This window comes from Pedobacter sp. NO84, assembly GCF_059703915.1.
The window spans coordinates 3,535,034-3,548,361 of the sequence record NZ_AP046575.1 but is presented as its reverse complement, the minus strand read 5'-3'; the positions used below and the strand labels follow the sequence as shown (position 1 = coordinate 3,548,361).

16 protein-coding genes are annotated in these 13,328 nt (G+C 37.7%); 5 read left to right on the top strand and 11 right to left on the bottom strand.

Annotation, left to right across the window (positions count from 1 at the left end):
- Positions 1-138: 138 nt before the first annotated feature.
- On the bottom strand, positions 139-495 hold the full coding sequence (locus tag AC6H0V_RS15725) for a winged helix-turn-helix transcriptional regulator (protein ID WP_497561149.1): 357 nt from the start codon (positions 493-495) through the stop codon (positions 139-141).
- 110 nt (positions 496-605) lie between these two features.
- Between AC6H0V_RS15725 and AC6H0V_RS15720 the strand changes: the two genes are divergently transcribed.
- Positions 606-1,208: an FMN-dependent NADH-azoreductase gene (locus AC6H0V_RS15720; RefSeq protein WP_497561148.1), complete on the top strand. Its 603-nt coding sequence runs from the start codon at positions 606-608 to the stop codon at positions 1,206-1,208.
- An 80-nt stretch (positions 1,209-1,288) separates the two neighbouring features.
- On the opposite strand, the gene AC6H0V_RS15715 is transcribed toward AC6H0V_RS15720, so the two are convergent.
- From AC6H0V_RS15715 to AC6H0V_RS15690, 6 genes are all read right to left on the bottom strand, one after another.
- Positions 1,289-2,320, bottom strand: a complete 1,032-nt coding sequence (locus AC6H0V_RS15715; protein WP_497561147.1) for an FAD:protein FMN transferase — start codon at positions 2,318-2,320, stop codon at positions 1,289-1,291.
- 64 nt (positions 2,321-2,384) lie between these two features.
- A complete protein-coding gene (locus tag AC6H0V_RS15710) occupies positions 2,385-2,918 on the bottom strand; it encodes a DUF4199 domain-containing protein (protein ID WP_497561146.1) in 534 nt (177 codons plus the stop codon).
- A gap of 109 nt (positions 2,919-3,027) precedes the next feature.
- Positions 3,028-3,450, bottom strand: coding sequence for a response regulator transcription factor (locus AC6H0V_RS15705; protein WP_497561145.1), 423 nt, complete (start codon positions 3,448-3,450; stop codon positions 3,028-3,030).
- Between the two features lie 195 nt (positions 3,451-3,645).
- Positions 3,646-4,347, bottom strand: coding sequence for a hypothetical protein (locus AC6H0V_RS15700; protein WP_497561144.1), 702 nt, complete (start codon positions 4,345-4,347; stop codon positions 3,646-3,648).
- 11 nt (positions 4,348-4,358) lie between these two features.
- The gene (locus AC6H0V_RS15695) at positions 4,359-7,382 is read right to left on the bottom strand and encodes a T9SS type A sorting domain-containing protein (RefSeq protein ID WP_497561143.1); all 3,024 of its coding nucleotides are present in this window, start codon (positions 7,380-7,382) and stop codon (positions 4,359-4,361) included.
- Between the two features lie 397 nt (positions 7,383-7,779).
- A complete protein-coding gene (locus tag AC6H0V_RS15690; RefSeq protein ID WP_497561142.1) occupies positions 7,780-8,241 on the bottom strand; it encodes a hypothetical protein in 462 nt (153 codons plus the stop codon).
- Positions 8,242-8,686: 445 nt separating this feature from the next.
- Here AC6H0V_RS15690 and AC6H0V_RS15685 point away from each other — a divergent pair, with 445 nt between their 5' ends.
- Entirely contained in the window at positions 8,687-8,932 is a 246-nt protein-coding gene (locus AC6H0V_RS15685; RefSeq protein WP_497561141.1) for a hypothetical protein, read from the top strand.
- Positions 8,933-9,001: 69 nt separating this feature from the next.
- On the opposite strand, the gene AC6H0V_RS15680 is transcribed toward AC6H0V_RS15685, so the two are convergent.
- From AC6H0V_RS15680 to AC6H0V_RS15665, 4 genes are read right to left on the bottom strand one after another with little or no spacing between them, the layout of a single operon-like run.
- Complete coding sequence (locus tag AC6H0V_RS15680) at positions 9,002-9,403, bottom strand: ubiquitination-like system serine protease family protein (RefSeq protein ID WP_497561140.1); 402 nt, start codon at positions 9,401-9,403, stop codon at positions 9,002-9,004.
- A complete protein-coding gene (locus AC6H0V_RS15675; RefSeq protein WP_497561139.1) occupies positions 9,384-10,121 on the bottom strand; it encodes a ThiF family adenylyltransferase in 738 nt (245 codons plus the stop codon). Before AC6H0V_RS15675 ends, AC6H0V_RS15680 begins: the two co-directional genes overlap by 20 nt.
- Positions 10,122-10,124: 3 nt before the next feature.
- Entirely contained in the window at positions 10,125-10,568 is a 444-nt protein-coding gene (locus AC6H0V_RS15670) for a DUF6791 domain-containing protein (protein ID WP_497561138.1), read from the bottom strand.
- Positions 10,543-11,229 (bottom strand): multiubiquitin domain-containing protein, encoded by a 687-nt coding sequence (locus AC6H0V_RS15665; protein WP_497561137.1) that lies wholly within the window; start codon positions 11,227-11,229, stop codon positions 10,543-10,545. Before AC6H0V_RS15665 ends, AC6H0V_RS15670 begins: the two co-directional genes overlap by 26 nt.
- Before the next feature lie 412 nt (positions 11,230-11,641).
- On the opposite strand from AC6H0V_RS15665, the gene AC6H0V_RS15660 reads away from it, so the two are divergent.
- The 3 genes from AC6H0V_RS15660 (at position 11,642) to AC6H0V_RS15650 (ending at position 13,327) form a co-directional block, all read left to right on the top strand.
- A complete protein-coding gene (locus AC6H0V_RS15660) occupies positions 11,642-11,983 on the top strand; it encodes a helix-turn-helix domain-containing protein (RefSeq protein WP_497561136.1) in 342 nt (113 codons plus the stop codon).
- Positions 11,976-12,887: an ImmA/IrrE family metallo-endopeptidase gene (locus AC6H0V_RS15655; protein WP_497561135.1), complete on the top strand. Its 912-nt coding sequence runs from the start codon at positions 11,976-11,978 to the stop codon at positions 12,885-12,887. The genes AC6H0V_RS15660 and AC6H0V_RS15655 overlap by 8 nt, the downstream gene beginning before the upstream one ends.
- Before the next feature lie 143 nt (positions 12,888-13,030).
- Positions 13,031-13,327, top strand: coding sequence for a hypothetical protein (locus AC6H0V_RS15650; protein WP_497561134.1), 297 nt, complete (start codon positions 13,031-13,033; stop codon positions 13,325-13,327).
- The last annotated feature ends 1 nt before the right edge of the window (position 13,328 follow it).

Below are 13,328 nucleotides of genomic sequence, written 5' to 3'. Positions count from 1 at the left end.
TTGAAGCTTGCATTATCTTTTAATTTCAACCCTCTTAGACATCTAAGTCACATCGAACAACGAGAACCTAAGACAAACTGAATACGAAAACTTGTAACTGTTAACTGAAAACTGGTAATTGGTAACTGTTAACTGCACCTATCTCTCCTTTTTCAACTTTTCTCGATGCATCGTCCCCCAGTTGGCCAACGAAACTAGCACTTCACTTAATGTATCTGCGTAGGGCATAAGTTCATACTCTACAATTACAGGGGTTTGTGTATGCACCGTCCGTTTTACAAAACCATTCATTTCTAATTCTTTCAGTTCGCTAGATAAAACCCTTGCCGAAATGCCTTCAACTGTACGCTGGATTTCATTAAATCGCATTTTCCCCTCCCGTAATGATGCTATTACGCGGAGCTTCCATTTTCCTCCGATCACATAGAGCGCATCTCCGATAGGAGCCAGCACACTGTTACATTCTTGCGAAATGACGCGATTCTCGCTTTCCATAACTAATTGATTAAGAAATAACTATACAAAATATTACCACTAACCTTTTGTATACTACTAACATTTTATAACCAAATGTAAGTAGTTTTGTCCACATTAAATTTAAAAAGATGAAAAAGATCCTACATATTATTTCGAGCCCTCGAGGTGAGGCTTCATTCAGTATTAAATTGGGCAATGCCATAATAGAAAAAATTCAGTTGGCCTATCCAGAAAGTACAGTTACCGAGCACAACCTGGTTACCAAACAGTTTCCACATTTGGAAGAAGCGCACCTTACCTCATTCTTTACCCCAGTAGAAAAAAGAACTCCAGCAAACCTATTGGCGATCAAGCATTCTGAAGATGCGATAGATGAAATTATGAAGGCGGATATCATCGTAATTGGGGCTCCGCTTTACAATTTCAGTATCCATTCTACACTAAAAGCATGGATAGACCATGTAGTAAGATCTGGCATCACCTTCAAGATTGGAGAAAATGGTCCTGAGGGATTAATAAAGGACAAAAAAGTATACATTGCCATGTCGTCAGGCTTTATTTACTCTGAGGGGAAGATGAAGTCGATGGATTTTGCAAGCCCTTACCTGCGTTCATTGTTCGGTTTTTTGGGGATGACAGACCTTTCCATTATTAGAGCAGAGGGAACTTCGATACCGGGTATCCAGGATCATGCGTTGGAAAAAGCGATAGCTAGTATCAGGGTTGGTTAATCTTACTAGAAGTAGCTCGGTTTATAATTAATGAAATGGGGAATAGGAAATGGGCGAGTTTCATTATCTATTTCCCATTCTTAATTCCTTTTTTTCGGCACCGATCCTTCAGTTTTATCCAAAAGCTGATAAAAACCGGTAGTGGCTGTGTCAGCCAGCCGCCCATCAGATTTATGATAGATTAAATACGCCGCTATCTTGTGCTCGTTGGCAAAAGCGATGGCTTCATCTACCGTCATCGCCATTAGTGGATTATCGTATCCATCTGCTGTAATCGCATTTTCGGCAATAACGGTTACGCTTACCATTTCGCCTCTGATGGGATAACCAGTTTTGGGATCGATTAGGTGGGCGATTCGTTCCTTTCCACTTTCTATGTATTTTCGGTAATTGCCTGATGTGGTAACTGCGGCATCGGTAATGGTAATGATTTTCGATATTACTGGCTCGTCGCAGCCATTGGCTGGGGGCGCTTCGATTCCAATTTTCATACCTTCCCCATTGGGTTTTCTTCCCTTGGCTTTCAATTCTCCGCCAATTTCTACGAGGTAGTTCGTAATTCCTTTGGTGCCAAGAAATTTCGCCACTACATCAACCGAGTATCCTTGGGCTATTCCATTCACATCTATTTTTACACAGGGTGAAGTTTTAGATAATACCCCATTGATCAGTTTTAGCTTTTCGCTTCCGATACAGGGCAAAATCGCCTTAATTTGTGATGAATCTGGCAATGCCGTAATCTTTTCATTCCCAAATCCCCAGGCATTAACCAAAGGACAAACAGTGATATCAAATTTCCCACGGGTTTCCTTATAAATTTCGAGCGCTTTTTTTACAACTATTTCCAAGTGCTCATCAACCTTTATGCCCACCGGCTCGTTATTAAATGTTGTAATAAGCGAGTAATTTTTATAAATTGAAAGTGAGCTATCCAACTGCGATAGCACCCCTTCAATTTCAAGTTTGGAAACCAAACTATCAGCCGCCCAATAAGAAATATGATAGGTAGTTCCCTGTGCAGTTCCACTGATGTGAAACACCCGATCATCTTTAGCGCTATAGCCGTAGGTAATAAAAATCACTAGCACTAATAAAGTATTTCTGATAGTCATATATCTTTAAATAAGATGGTAAAACTAGTGCCATCTACCTAATTTAGCATTAATTTTAATAGGGCTATTGCGAGATGATCGTTAGTTTTTTCTTCATCAGCAATAAGCTAGAAATAACAGTGGTAATTGTTCCCAATGCAAGTATCGTTAACATCATCATGCAGAAGTTTAAGATAGGATTATTTGATAACACTAACTGTTCTTTCGTTTCTTTTACTTTGATGGCAAAGTCTGCTGGAGACAAGGTTTTGCGGTATTGCTCGATATCATATTGCGCAATTTTTTCATAGAAATCGGGCTCGATATAAATCACAAATACCGTTTCTACTATCGCAAATGCAATGGCCGGAATTACCACAATCAACAATCCAATTTTAAGTGCTTTCATAAAGGTGATCTGTCCATTGTTAAACTGGTCGCGGTAGTAGCGGACACCAAAATAGACGAACACTAGCGGAAATAATAGGTTTACCCAACCGATGTATCCCTGTATGGTATGACTTGGGTTAAACAGCCAGATCACAACCCAGATCAGAACAAATATGAGCAGTTCGGCAAGTGCGGCATAGGCACCATAACGTAAGATAATTTTTTTCATCGTGCTTTTATTTTTTTCTAAAAGTAGAGCTGTAATCTTAAATTAAACTACTACTAAAGCATTATTTTCGGAAAACTGCAAAAAATACAACTTTAGTAGTAGGCTGTTTTTAGGTTGTCGACGATAATTCTATCGCACGTTTAATTGCTTCGGTGCGCCGCTCTACATTTAGCTTGAGAAAAATATTGGAAATGTGTTTTTTGACGGTGTGTTCTGAGATAAAAAGTTGGTCGGCTATTTGCAGATTGGAAAGCCCTTCGTTAATTAGTCGTAAGATCTCTGCCTCGCGCCTACTTAATCCATTTTCCTGAAGTTTAGCATCATTGATCAGGCCAATGGTTTGTGGGGTAACAGTGATCGTTTTTTGAAATAGTTTTCTGCTCAGCACAATTCCAATCATCAAAAACAGTAGGCTAAAGCCACTGATCCAGAGCTCGTTATGATTGCCTTGGAAGTTATATCGCCCTGCGATGCCAAATAGCACCAGTAAAGCTGTAATTAACAAGCCAAAGGCGATGATTACCTGTTTCAATTGAATATAATTTATCTAGAGCTAACTCTAAAATACTAAAGATTTATTATATACTACCTTTCGTATTTTGCAAGGGCGTGGAAAGACTTGAAGGGTATATCTGCACCATCAAAATCTGATGCTCCTTTTTAACCCCTATAAAAATTTGATGTAAAAATCAGAACCCATACAGCAAAGCAGGGGCAAATTTTGAGGTTAGTTCACTTTGAATTGGTAAACGCCCGAATCTGAAGTGTTGCCCTGCAAATCCCTCGTTATTACTTTCCAATAATAAGTATTGCCTGCATTTACAGTAATATTATTTGCAAACATTTCTGAAATGTTATTTTTAATCATCGGAAGACTATTTGCTACGGTTCCAAAGTAAACATCGTAGCCAACAATATCGTTGTCAACATCACTTCCGGTCCAAGTTAAATTCACGGTCCCCGAAACTGGCAATACTGCACCAAACGAAGGTGAGTTAATGGTTGCCGGAAATGGGGAATAGGATACAGCACCTTCTCCAGCGAGATAAAATTTCCATACATCTGATTGAGCGGTAGCTGCTACTAGATTAGACTTTGACGTTACAAACCAAGAATATGGGGTGTTGCGTTGTAATGTTATTGATAGTTGATTTACCGTTGTTGATTGCACGATTGAAACCCCAGTTACCAGGTTTTTAATAGTAAAATCATAACTATTGGTGTTCGCACCAATAGACCAAGTAAATATAACAGTGCTTTGAGTTGGAGAAACTATCGTACCGCTGGTACACAAAGAATTTTGTGCCGGAAAGGTAAGATCAACTTTAGTAGGTGGTGATGGCGGATCTTTATGGCAACTTCCTATCAATAGTCCGACTACCAATAGCAATAAGGTGCTTTTTAATTTGCTGTTTGCTGTAATTAACATCTGCAAGGAATTTAATTTTTAATGATCTTGTAGCTGGTTCTTCTACCGTCAGCGTCTACTTTCAAGATATATAGACCCTGATCCAGCTTTTGCAAATCAACCTGTATACTGCCCGAACTATTAGTGTATTGTTTTTTATAAATCAAAAGATTAGTGGTATTATACACCTCTATGGTCGTATTTTTAACTGCATTATAACCAAGATTTACATTTATAAAATCAACAAATGGATTTGGATACGGTGTAAAATTATCGTTTAAAATCAAGTCTCTGGTAATTACTCCTTGACACTCTTTGTCAGTAGTAACCATTAATTTGTTAAGACCATTTTTAAGGGTAAGGGTTACCTGTCCATCACTAGAAGTAGTAGTTACGCCATTGAGGCTGATATGGTATATCGCTGCTCCATCCATAGACAAAACCACCTGATTGCTCCCTTTAACCATTGTGCTATAAAGCGATAAGGCTTTAGGTTCAGTAATGGTAGAAGTGAAACATTGTTTATATGCAGTTTGTCCGGCCACGCTCAAACAAACTTGATAAGTTCCTGCCGGAAGATTATTTATATCTAGTGTAGTGGTAAAGGGATATGAGGTGCTAACGTTACTACTATTGGTTACAATAGCTGTATAATTTAAACTCTGGACAGCTGTAATATTTATTGCGCCGTTGGTTGATCCAATGCAGGTAGAGGATGTATTGGTAACCTTAAAGTTATTTGGAGGCAAAGCAAATGTTACATTCACTACAATTGGTTGCGAGGTTTGACTTACACCGTTCAATGTAATTTTTAAAGCATAAGAACCACTTGCTGTAGCACTATACGTAGCTGTTGTTGCACCAGAAATCCCAGTCCCATCTTTTAACCATTGATAAGTATAAAGAGGATCAGAAATGGTAGATGAAAAGCTAACACTCCCCCCACTTAATAAATTTGTGGTACCATTTGCGGTAATAACAGGCATTGGCACGAAAGTAAAGCCCGAAATAACAGAGTTGCCGTATGGTGTAGTAACAGAGACGTTTCCGCTAGAACCATTTCCAACCGTTGCCGCTATACTAGTTCCTGAACTTAATGTAAATGATGCTGCGGGCGTTCCACCAAAACTAACCGCTGTTGCTCCTGTAAAATTGGTGCCAGTAATAGTAACGTTTTGTTGGCCACTTGCTGTTGTTGGGGAGAAAGAGGTAATGATTGGAGGAGGTAGATAAATAAACCCGTTAAGGCTTGCCGCCCCTGCAGGTGCAGAAAGAGTGATGGCACCCGAAGCACCGTTGCCCACAACTGCCGTCATAACCGTATCAGAAACCACAGTAAAGGATTGCGCTGCAACCCCGCCAAATGTAACCCCCGAAACATTGCTAAAGTTAAAGCCCTTGATGTTAATTGAAGTACCTTTAGCAGCTGACAAGGGAGTGGCCGATGAAATTTTTGCAGGAAGTGTTGCGGATGGGATTTCGTATCTATAAATAGTTCCAGATATCGCTACATAAAAGTCGCCATTATAAAAATATACCCGACCTAAGTCACTTTGAACGGCTTTTGCGGTTGTTAAGCTATCAGCGTAAAATCTAAGTCCACCGCTAGAGAAAATTACCCTTCCATTGTTACCTATGCCATCAGGCTTGCTTGCATTTGAAACAAAAGAACTGAGCTGCTTAAAGGTTTGCCCAGGCGACACTAACCAAACCTGATCTACACCATTACCGTCTGCCTTTACAAATGCCACATACTTATTTGCCAGTAAGTAACTCCTTATAGGCACGAAAGAATTATGATTTCCCAATACAATGTCGGTCGTGCCATTGTATAAATGCGTTTCTTGATCTCCGCCCGTTTGTTTTTTAATGGTATAAACGATATTATTTTGGTCGATAGATGGAAGTATAGCAATACCAGAACTTGTTATCGTCTGTTTAGTACCGCTTGCTTTAATATACTTTTCAATCACATAAAGTGAAGTGCCAATTGATCGGCTATAAATTATATCACCATTATCTGCCAGTTTAGGCCCTTCACCTAAGTTTGATGATATCACTGTGTTATTAAGCGTAGTTAGATCTGTTAAATAAAGCCAACCACCCTCTCCTAGCCAAATCAAATTATTCCCTCTTGCCTCTATAACGCCCGAACCACTAATACTTAAAGGTCTACAAATGTTTGTTAATGTACTGTTCTTCCAAACGTACACAGAGTCGGCGCCTCCATACTCTAAATACAAAGCTGCTCCAGTATCAGTCAATATGCCAGATCCAAAAGTTCTGTCACTTACGCCACTGCCTAAATTTATGGATTCTGTAACCCCCGTAGTGATATCTATTATTTTTAGGGCAGGGATGTCTAACGAATCTTTTTCGAGAAATAAAGCCCTAGTTCCCTTAAAATCAACTATCGTTCCTGAGCTTGAGAAAACATATTTTAGATAACTGCTCGTATCAAAATATACTGAAACTGTTTTCCTATTTGTTTGATTTTTATTATCTCTCGCCTCAAAAATGATGTCAATAATACTAGATGTTTTTCCAGCAGGTAAGATATCTACTAGTGTATCAATAGCATTTATATAAGTAAAACTTGAATTTCCATAATATACTGTGCCTGTACAATTAGCATTGCCCGGATCACTTACAGAAGCCTTGATCCTTATCTTAGCTTGTTGATACGATGCTCCGTTTATTGGGCTTATTACATTAACATTGGGAATTCTATCAAAATCGAAGATCTGAATTTTCGTCTGGGTGTTGCCCAGAATATCTTGTACAAAAAAATTAAACTGTATTTCGCCTTGTGCAAATCCTTGCAAACTTAGATAAGTTGCGTAAAAATTGCCCTCGCGCACCAAATTTACAGTCGTGGTACCCACTTTCATTTTAACCACGTCTACCGCATTTGTTGATGTTACGGCAACTACGATCCTGAAATTATCAACCCCTGGGTTCCATTTTGTTGGGGGAAAGGTTGTAATCGATATACTGGCTTTAGCGAAAAACGATAAAGAAAGGAAAAATATTAAGAAGAGTAATTTTCTTTTCATAAGCTAAGGCGGTTAGTGACCTTTATACATTTAAAACACAGCAGGCTGCTAAAAGGCTAAAATACAAAATAATTATTAAAAAAAGCCAAAAATTATAACTAAGGGGTTGATATACATTAGCATACTTAACAAACATGGGCAAGTTGGGCAAGCAGTCGATTCTTCGTGATTTGCGTAATTTTGTGTTTTAGAATCCAGTAAATGATCTTTAAAAACAAGGCCGCCGAATTTGGGGGGCTTGTGTGGTCCAACATTCTCCATTTCTAATACAATGCAAAAAGGCGACAAATTGGTGGCCTTGCTAACCTAGAGCAAAACGGATAATCGATAATTTTTCATTTTGTAAGTTAGTTAACCGTTTCACGCCTGAACACAAATCTCTTAGCATTACAACCCACTATTTAACAGACGCTATTTTATAATTCTCACCTTCCTTAACTACCCCAACATGGAGCGTAACCTTCTTATTCACTGGTTTACTGGGCGAGACAGGATAGGACACGACAATATAAGAAACAGCAAAAGCATGTTCTTTTGCTGTTTCTTTTTCTATTGTCATTGCTTTCAATGAATTATTATCGATCCCCCAGTCATTTGTCAATAAATCTTTACCATCACTAAACCATTCTTTTGCTTCTTTTCTTAACTTTTGGGTGCAATATATTTTTTGCAACGAATCCAATTTAGTTGAAAGTACCTTGGGAGCTACCTTTGCAGTCCATACGGCTTGGTGTGCCTTATAGTACTGGGCTATCACTTGCATGGCTTTTTTATCTGAAACAGTATTTTGGGCATGCGCGCAATTACTGCTAGTTATAATTAAGGTACAATAAAAAAATAAATAGGTTAACTTTTTCATTAGTTGTTTCTTTTTAAAATAGTTGGTCATATTTATCATCCAGATCACCCATATACTTCATAAGTTGATTTATACTTTTCATATCCCCTATCTGGATAAAAATCTAATTTGGTTAAAATATGCATAAACTATATAAACATCCTCCATATTTTTATACAATGTAAAAAGCCACCGAACTGGTGGCCTTGTGGTCCCGACGAGAATGATTGAAGTATTTCCCCGTTACCTATAATGAGGTTTTTTGCAACGATTTCGACCAATGTGCTCACCAAAACGGTTTGACGTGCTTTGGCTCCAAATGATATACTAAGATAGGAAATGTTTTTTAAAAGAGGAAATTTTGAGTTTTCCCTCAAACATAGGTATACAAAATGTATTCTGGTTTCCCGTAATGATTGATCTAAATTTAGAAATATCTTAGTCATTAAATATTAAAACTAAAGTTATGCCACAACGAATTTTAAATGAGGATTGGGAAGACTATGACAATCGCAAAATCAGAGACAACAGGGACGGTCGTTATTTCTCATGTGAAGAACCATGGGAAGTAGATTATCTCGTAAAGCAAATCAGAAAGCACAAAAGCAACTCGGATCAGGAGATTAGAAATGCCATTGCTTCTTGTTGCAGAACAGTTGCCGCACCAAGGCCAAGAAAGGTATTTGTTGAATGCGTCATGTCGAAATTGTAATAACAATTAGGGAAAGATAACTTTCCCTAATTGTTAAATATGATTGTTAGGAGTTCTTTTCTTATCAGATCAGATAAAAGACTTTAGAAAATACAAGAACTTACGGAAACGATTTTCCGTTTTAATGCCTTTCTTTTTGGAATGATATTTCTGCTTGTTAGCGCTATCATCGGCTCTTCCCCTATCAATTTGTTTTTTATTCCACTGATCAGCCCATCTAATCTCATTTCTTATTATCCAGTAATGTGATTGACATGGAAAGCTCCAATTTCCAATAGATGGCTCTAACGTAATGCTCTTTCCGTCATATTTCAATTGCCAATCTGTTGGTGTTATTGGAGTTATTACCAAACGACCACAACCACATGCACACTTGTGCCTAGCTGCCTTAAACTTCATTGATATATATAGAATCCCGTCATCTAACTCCTCAGGGAGTGATTCTAAAAATTTAAGCTGCAAAGTCTTCATTGATTAGTTTTCCAGTGTTAATAAAATAGAGAGAATTATGTGCCTTTTTCAAATCCTGATAAAACCCGACATACCTTTTCCAGGCTATAACCGCCATCGTGGCATTCATGCAATTCAGGTCCGCAATCTGAATATTTGAAGCATATTCATTTATATCGGTTTCATCCTCACCGATCCTATCCTTCAGATGGCTATTCATCGTTTCGGTACCAGTTGTTACTCTTATACTTCCCAAAAGAGCTCCCTCAACGGCATTAACACCTAACCCTACATCAATAAAGGGCACTGATATGGAAATTAAATGATTCGTAATGAAATAGCGAACTGAATTTTTATCAACACTAATAAAGACGAAATCATAATCAGCTAATAAAGACATGTTTTCCGTAGTGATATACTCGCGATGCGGAAAAATGCCGTTGTGCATTTCGGAGTAAATTTCGTGATAGTAATCCACTTTATACAGATCATCTTCCCCTTCAAATTTCTTTACGGGGGTTGCCCCTGGTGCACGAAAGGCATTATGTAGTTGAAATACATCACCGTCATAAATATGGATTTCTGAGACAGGCGTTTTAGAAATCAGGTCTAGCATATAAGCACCGGTTCCACCGGTGCCTATAATGCATATCTTCAATCCTTCAAACTTTTGATTAATCATCTCAATCTTAGCTCTTGAAGAATTGGTATCAGGGTATTTAAAAATGTTTTTGCTCATGATTTAATTGCTCTTTAAAGGTTTCCATGTTACTGTTGGATCAATAGACTGGGCTTGGGAGCCCAGTATTTTTGCATAAGTCGATATCTTCTCATAAAAATCTGGATAATTGCCAGAAGTTGGTCTACTAGAAAAGAAATGATCCACAGTAATTGAATTGGTTAATTGCTGTTTGAGGCTCTGGTTGATAATAGATGTTAGCGCATTACCATCCGCATCGCATGGGATAGTCCCGATAAAGTAGATAGTATGGTCTTGCGGACTCCCCACGCGAGTGGGTGTAGCTAACGTTAATAAACAAACCAAAGTACCATAAAGTACCTGCTTATCCGAATTAAGGTATGGTAGATTGCGCGCAAAAAGATACGCCTCATCTACCTCAATTTCATACCCTTCATCCTGAAGCCTTTTAAGGTCGGGACTATGACTTATCAGTTGCTGTTGCATGGAAAATCATTAAATGTTTCACAAATACTTCTGAACCTTTGATCATTGAGCCCTCTGGATTTTTCTTTGGCCCATCTTCGTAAGCAACGGTATAGACCATAGTTGACCTATCTTCATAGTTCCCATATGCTAATATTACAACCTCTTTGAATGAAATTTTCTTTTTATCCCACTCTTTCAAAACGCCGCTAATATAGATGGAGACTTTCTTGTTGTTCTCCTTGGTATAAAACTTCTCTATACCTGGCTCTAAAAGGTCTACCTTGTCATCTTCTCCAATGAGCTGATCAATCCTATTGTCGACAGTTTTAAAAAAAAGCAAATCGTCATCTTCGAGATTGGCTAGTTTTATTACCTGTTTGCCAGTAATATAGCGTTGCTTCCAGTGGAAAACAGCTTCGTTAACCTTTAGCTGAAAGTCTTTCTCTATGAAGAAGTATTCCAAGCCTTCGCGTGCTAAATCTACCTCTTCATCATTTTCGATAAGGTTGTCTACCCAAGGTTTTCTGTTCTGCAAGAATAATTTTGTATCGAGCGGTATTCCTGCCAGTTTTTTGATTTCATGGCCAAACAAGATTTGCTGACCTGTTACATAAGTGCGATCTTCTACAATAAAAGAAAGCGTGTTGGAGCCCTTAGACTCATTTTTAGATGGATTCATGATAAAAAAATTAATTATAAAATTTATTTTACCAGAGGATAGCCCAGACTAGCAAGAATCTTAATAATTCTTGTAAATTGCATGAGCTTTTGAGGTACAGCCGGGAACTATTCCCGGAGAGTCGCCAAACTTTGTCCTCTTTGTTAGCCCAATCGCCCCTCTGATGGAGATTGGGCTTCATTTTGTTATGTCCCGTTTTTCATTTCTTTATAATTAAATTAAAAAATTGAAGGTTTAAATTCACATTAAATCCTTTATCAAATGGGTTCTCACCTTTGACTCTACAAATATAACTAGTAAATCTTATTTTATCAAGTAAAATAATTAGATTATCTCAATTTAGAATGATAATAATTAGCGGCCTTTGTTATAATGAGAATAAATACTATATTTGTGGTCAAAACCAATAGCCATGAAATCATTAGGAAAAACTTTAAAGGACGCCAGAGAACAGGCGACCTTTACACTAAAACAAGTGGAAGAAGCAACCGGAATTTCAAATGCCTACATCAGTCAGGTTGAAAATGAAAAGATCAAAAAGCCATCTGCCAGCGTTTTACATAAATTAGCTACTGTTTATAATATAGAACTAGAGGTACTACTTGCCGCAGCAGGTATTATCGAGGCATCAAATACACCTAAGACCAAAATGTTAAATTCCATCGCTATGTCTACCCAACAATTATCTGAGGATGAGGAGGAAGCCTTAATGAAATATCTGAAATTCTTGAGACACGAAAAGCGAAATGGTTGATCAGTTCACAAAAAAGGAAATAGAAAAGATATCGTACGATATTTTAAAATCTAGCAAAAGCTGGGGCAAATTTCCAACTCCAGTAGAAACAATCGTAAATTATTCAGATTTAATTGTAAATAAAACGATTGATGTTTCTAAGATACACCATGGGTATCTCTCAAAAGTTTCAGATTCATTGTTAAGCGCTCTGTCTAAAGTTAGGGGAATTTTTGATAGGCGTGAAAAGACAATCTATCTAGATCTTTCACAAAACGACAAAAAGAAAAATTTTGTTCAGCTTCACGAGGTTGGCCATGGTGTGCTGCCATGGCAGAACAAAACTACTGAGTTCGTTGATGATGATGACACATTGAGTCTCGATTATCGTGAGCAGTTCGAAGCTGAAGCGAATATTTTTGCGTCCTCAACACTGTTTCAACTGGACCGCTTTGAGGATGAAATGGAGAAGCTTCAATTTGGACTTAAGAGCGCCATGGCTTTAGCTAAACTTTTTGGCGGATCAAATCATGCAGCAATAAGACGTTTTGTAGAATGTTCTCCAGTTAGATGTGCTCTTTTGGTTTTGAAGGATGTTAGCCCAAAGGGAGAGGTGGCAATCTGTACAGTGCGGGATTACTTTGAATCACCAAAATTTACCAAGGCTTTTGGACAGGTTAAATGGAATAAACAGTTAGGCTTCACATGGCCATTTGTTCAAGATTATTACTTCAAAAAGAAGATGAGGTTTGCACAAAATCTTACTCTAAATACCAACCAAGGTACAGTAGATTTCCAGTATGATTTTTTCGATACGTCCTATAATGCATTCGTTTTGGTCTACCCTAAAGGAGAAAAAACTGGAGGAAAAACAAAAGTTATCATTACCAACACAAATACTGCTGTGGAAAACTTATATATTTAAAGTATTCATAAACAATAATTTACATAACTTTTATTTCAGTTGTTAATAACTCTTGTGGACAAATTAACAACATCTCGGCTAGCTTGGTATTTATTTAGCATGCATTTCCTATATTTATTCACTAAACAATCTCTATCATGTTAATGTCGCACAATTCATCGGATCAGGAAGTTGAGTTTTTTCTTTCATTTCTTTATAATGCGATAAACGGAGATGAAAGATACACACCAATCATAATCTCATTATTAGAAGACGCAAAACGATTAGCATCAGGCAAGTCTGTTTATGATCTTGAAAAGACTTCATTGGATCTTAAAATCCTGATTGATAGATTTGCTCACGATTGGTTATTAAAGGTGGACGTTAGCAAGCCATCGCCAGAAGAACTTAAGCAACTACAGGAAATTATTAGCGTCAATAAAAATTATGCTATCGCATAAC

Coding starts and splice junctions, on each gene's coding strand:
- AC6H0V_RS15725 (WP_497561149.1), bottom strand. CDS start 495: ATGGAAAGCGAGAATCGCGTCATTTCGCAAGAATGTAACAGTGTGCTG.
- AC6H0V_RS15720 (WP_497561148.1), top strand. CDS start 606: ATGAAAAAGATCCTACATATTATTTCGAGCCCTCGAGGTGAGGCTTCA.
- AC6H0V_RS15715 (WP_497561147.1), bottom strand. CDS start 2,320: ATGACTATCAGAAATACTTTATTAGTGCTAGTGATTTTTATTACCTAC.
- AC6H0V_RS15710 (WP_497561146.1), bottom strand. CDS start 2,918: ATGAAAAAAATTATCTTACGTTATGGTGCCTATGCCGCACTTGCCGAA.
- AC6H0V_RS15700 (WP_497561144.1), bottom strand. CDS start 4,347: ATGTTAATTACAGCAAACAGCAAATTAAAAAGCACCTTATTGCTATTG.
- AC6H0V_RS15695 (WP_497561143.1), bottom strand. CDS start 7,382: ATGAAAAGAAAATTACTCTTCTTAATATTTTTCCTTTCTTTATCGTTT.
- AC6H0V_RS15690 (WP_497561142.1), bottom strand. CDS start 8,241: ATGAAAAAGTTAACCTATTTATTTTTTTATTGTACCTTAATTATAACT.
- AC6H0V_RS15685 (WP_497561141.1), top strand. CDS start 8,687: ATGCCACAACGAATTTTAAATGAGGATTGGGAAGACTATGACAATCGC.
- AC6H0V_RS15680 (WP_497561140.1), bottom strand. CDS start 9,403: ATGAAGACTTTGCAGCTTAAATTTTTAGAATCACTCCCTGAGGAGTTA.
- AC6H0V_RS15675 (WP_497561139.1), bottom strand. CDS start 10,121: ATGAGCAAAAACATTTTTAAATACCCTGATACCAATTCTTCAAGAGCT.
- AC6H0V_RS15670 (WP_497561138.1), bottom strand. CDS start 10,568: ATGCAACAGCAACTGATAAGTCATAGTCCCGACCTTAAAAGGCTTCAG.
- AC6H0V_RS15665 (WP_497561137.1), bottom strand. CDS start 11,229: ATGAATCCATCTAAAAATGAGTCTAAGGGCTCCAACACGCTTTCTTTT.
- AC6H0V_RS15660 (WP_497561136.1), top strand. CDS start 11,642: ATGAAATCATTAGGAAAAACTTTAAAGGACGCCAGAGAACAGGCGACC.
- AC6H0V_RS15655 (WP_497561135.1), top strand. CDS start 11,976: ATGGTTGATCAGTTCACAAAAAAGGAAATAGAAAAGATATCGTACGAT.
- AC6H0V_RS15650 (WP_497561134.1), top strand. CDS start 13,031: ATGTCGCACAATTCATCGGATCAGGAAGTTGAGTTTTTTCTTTCATTT.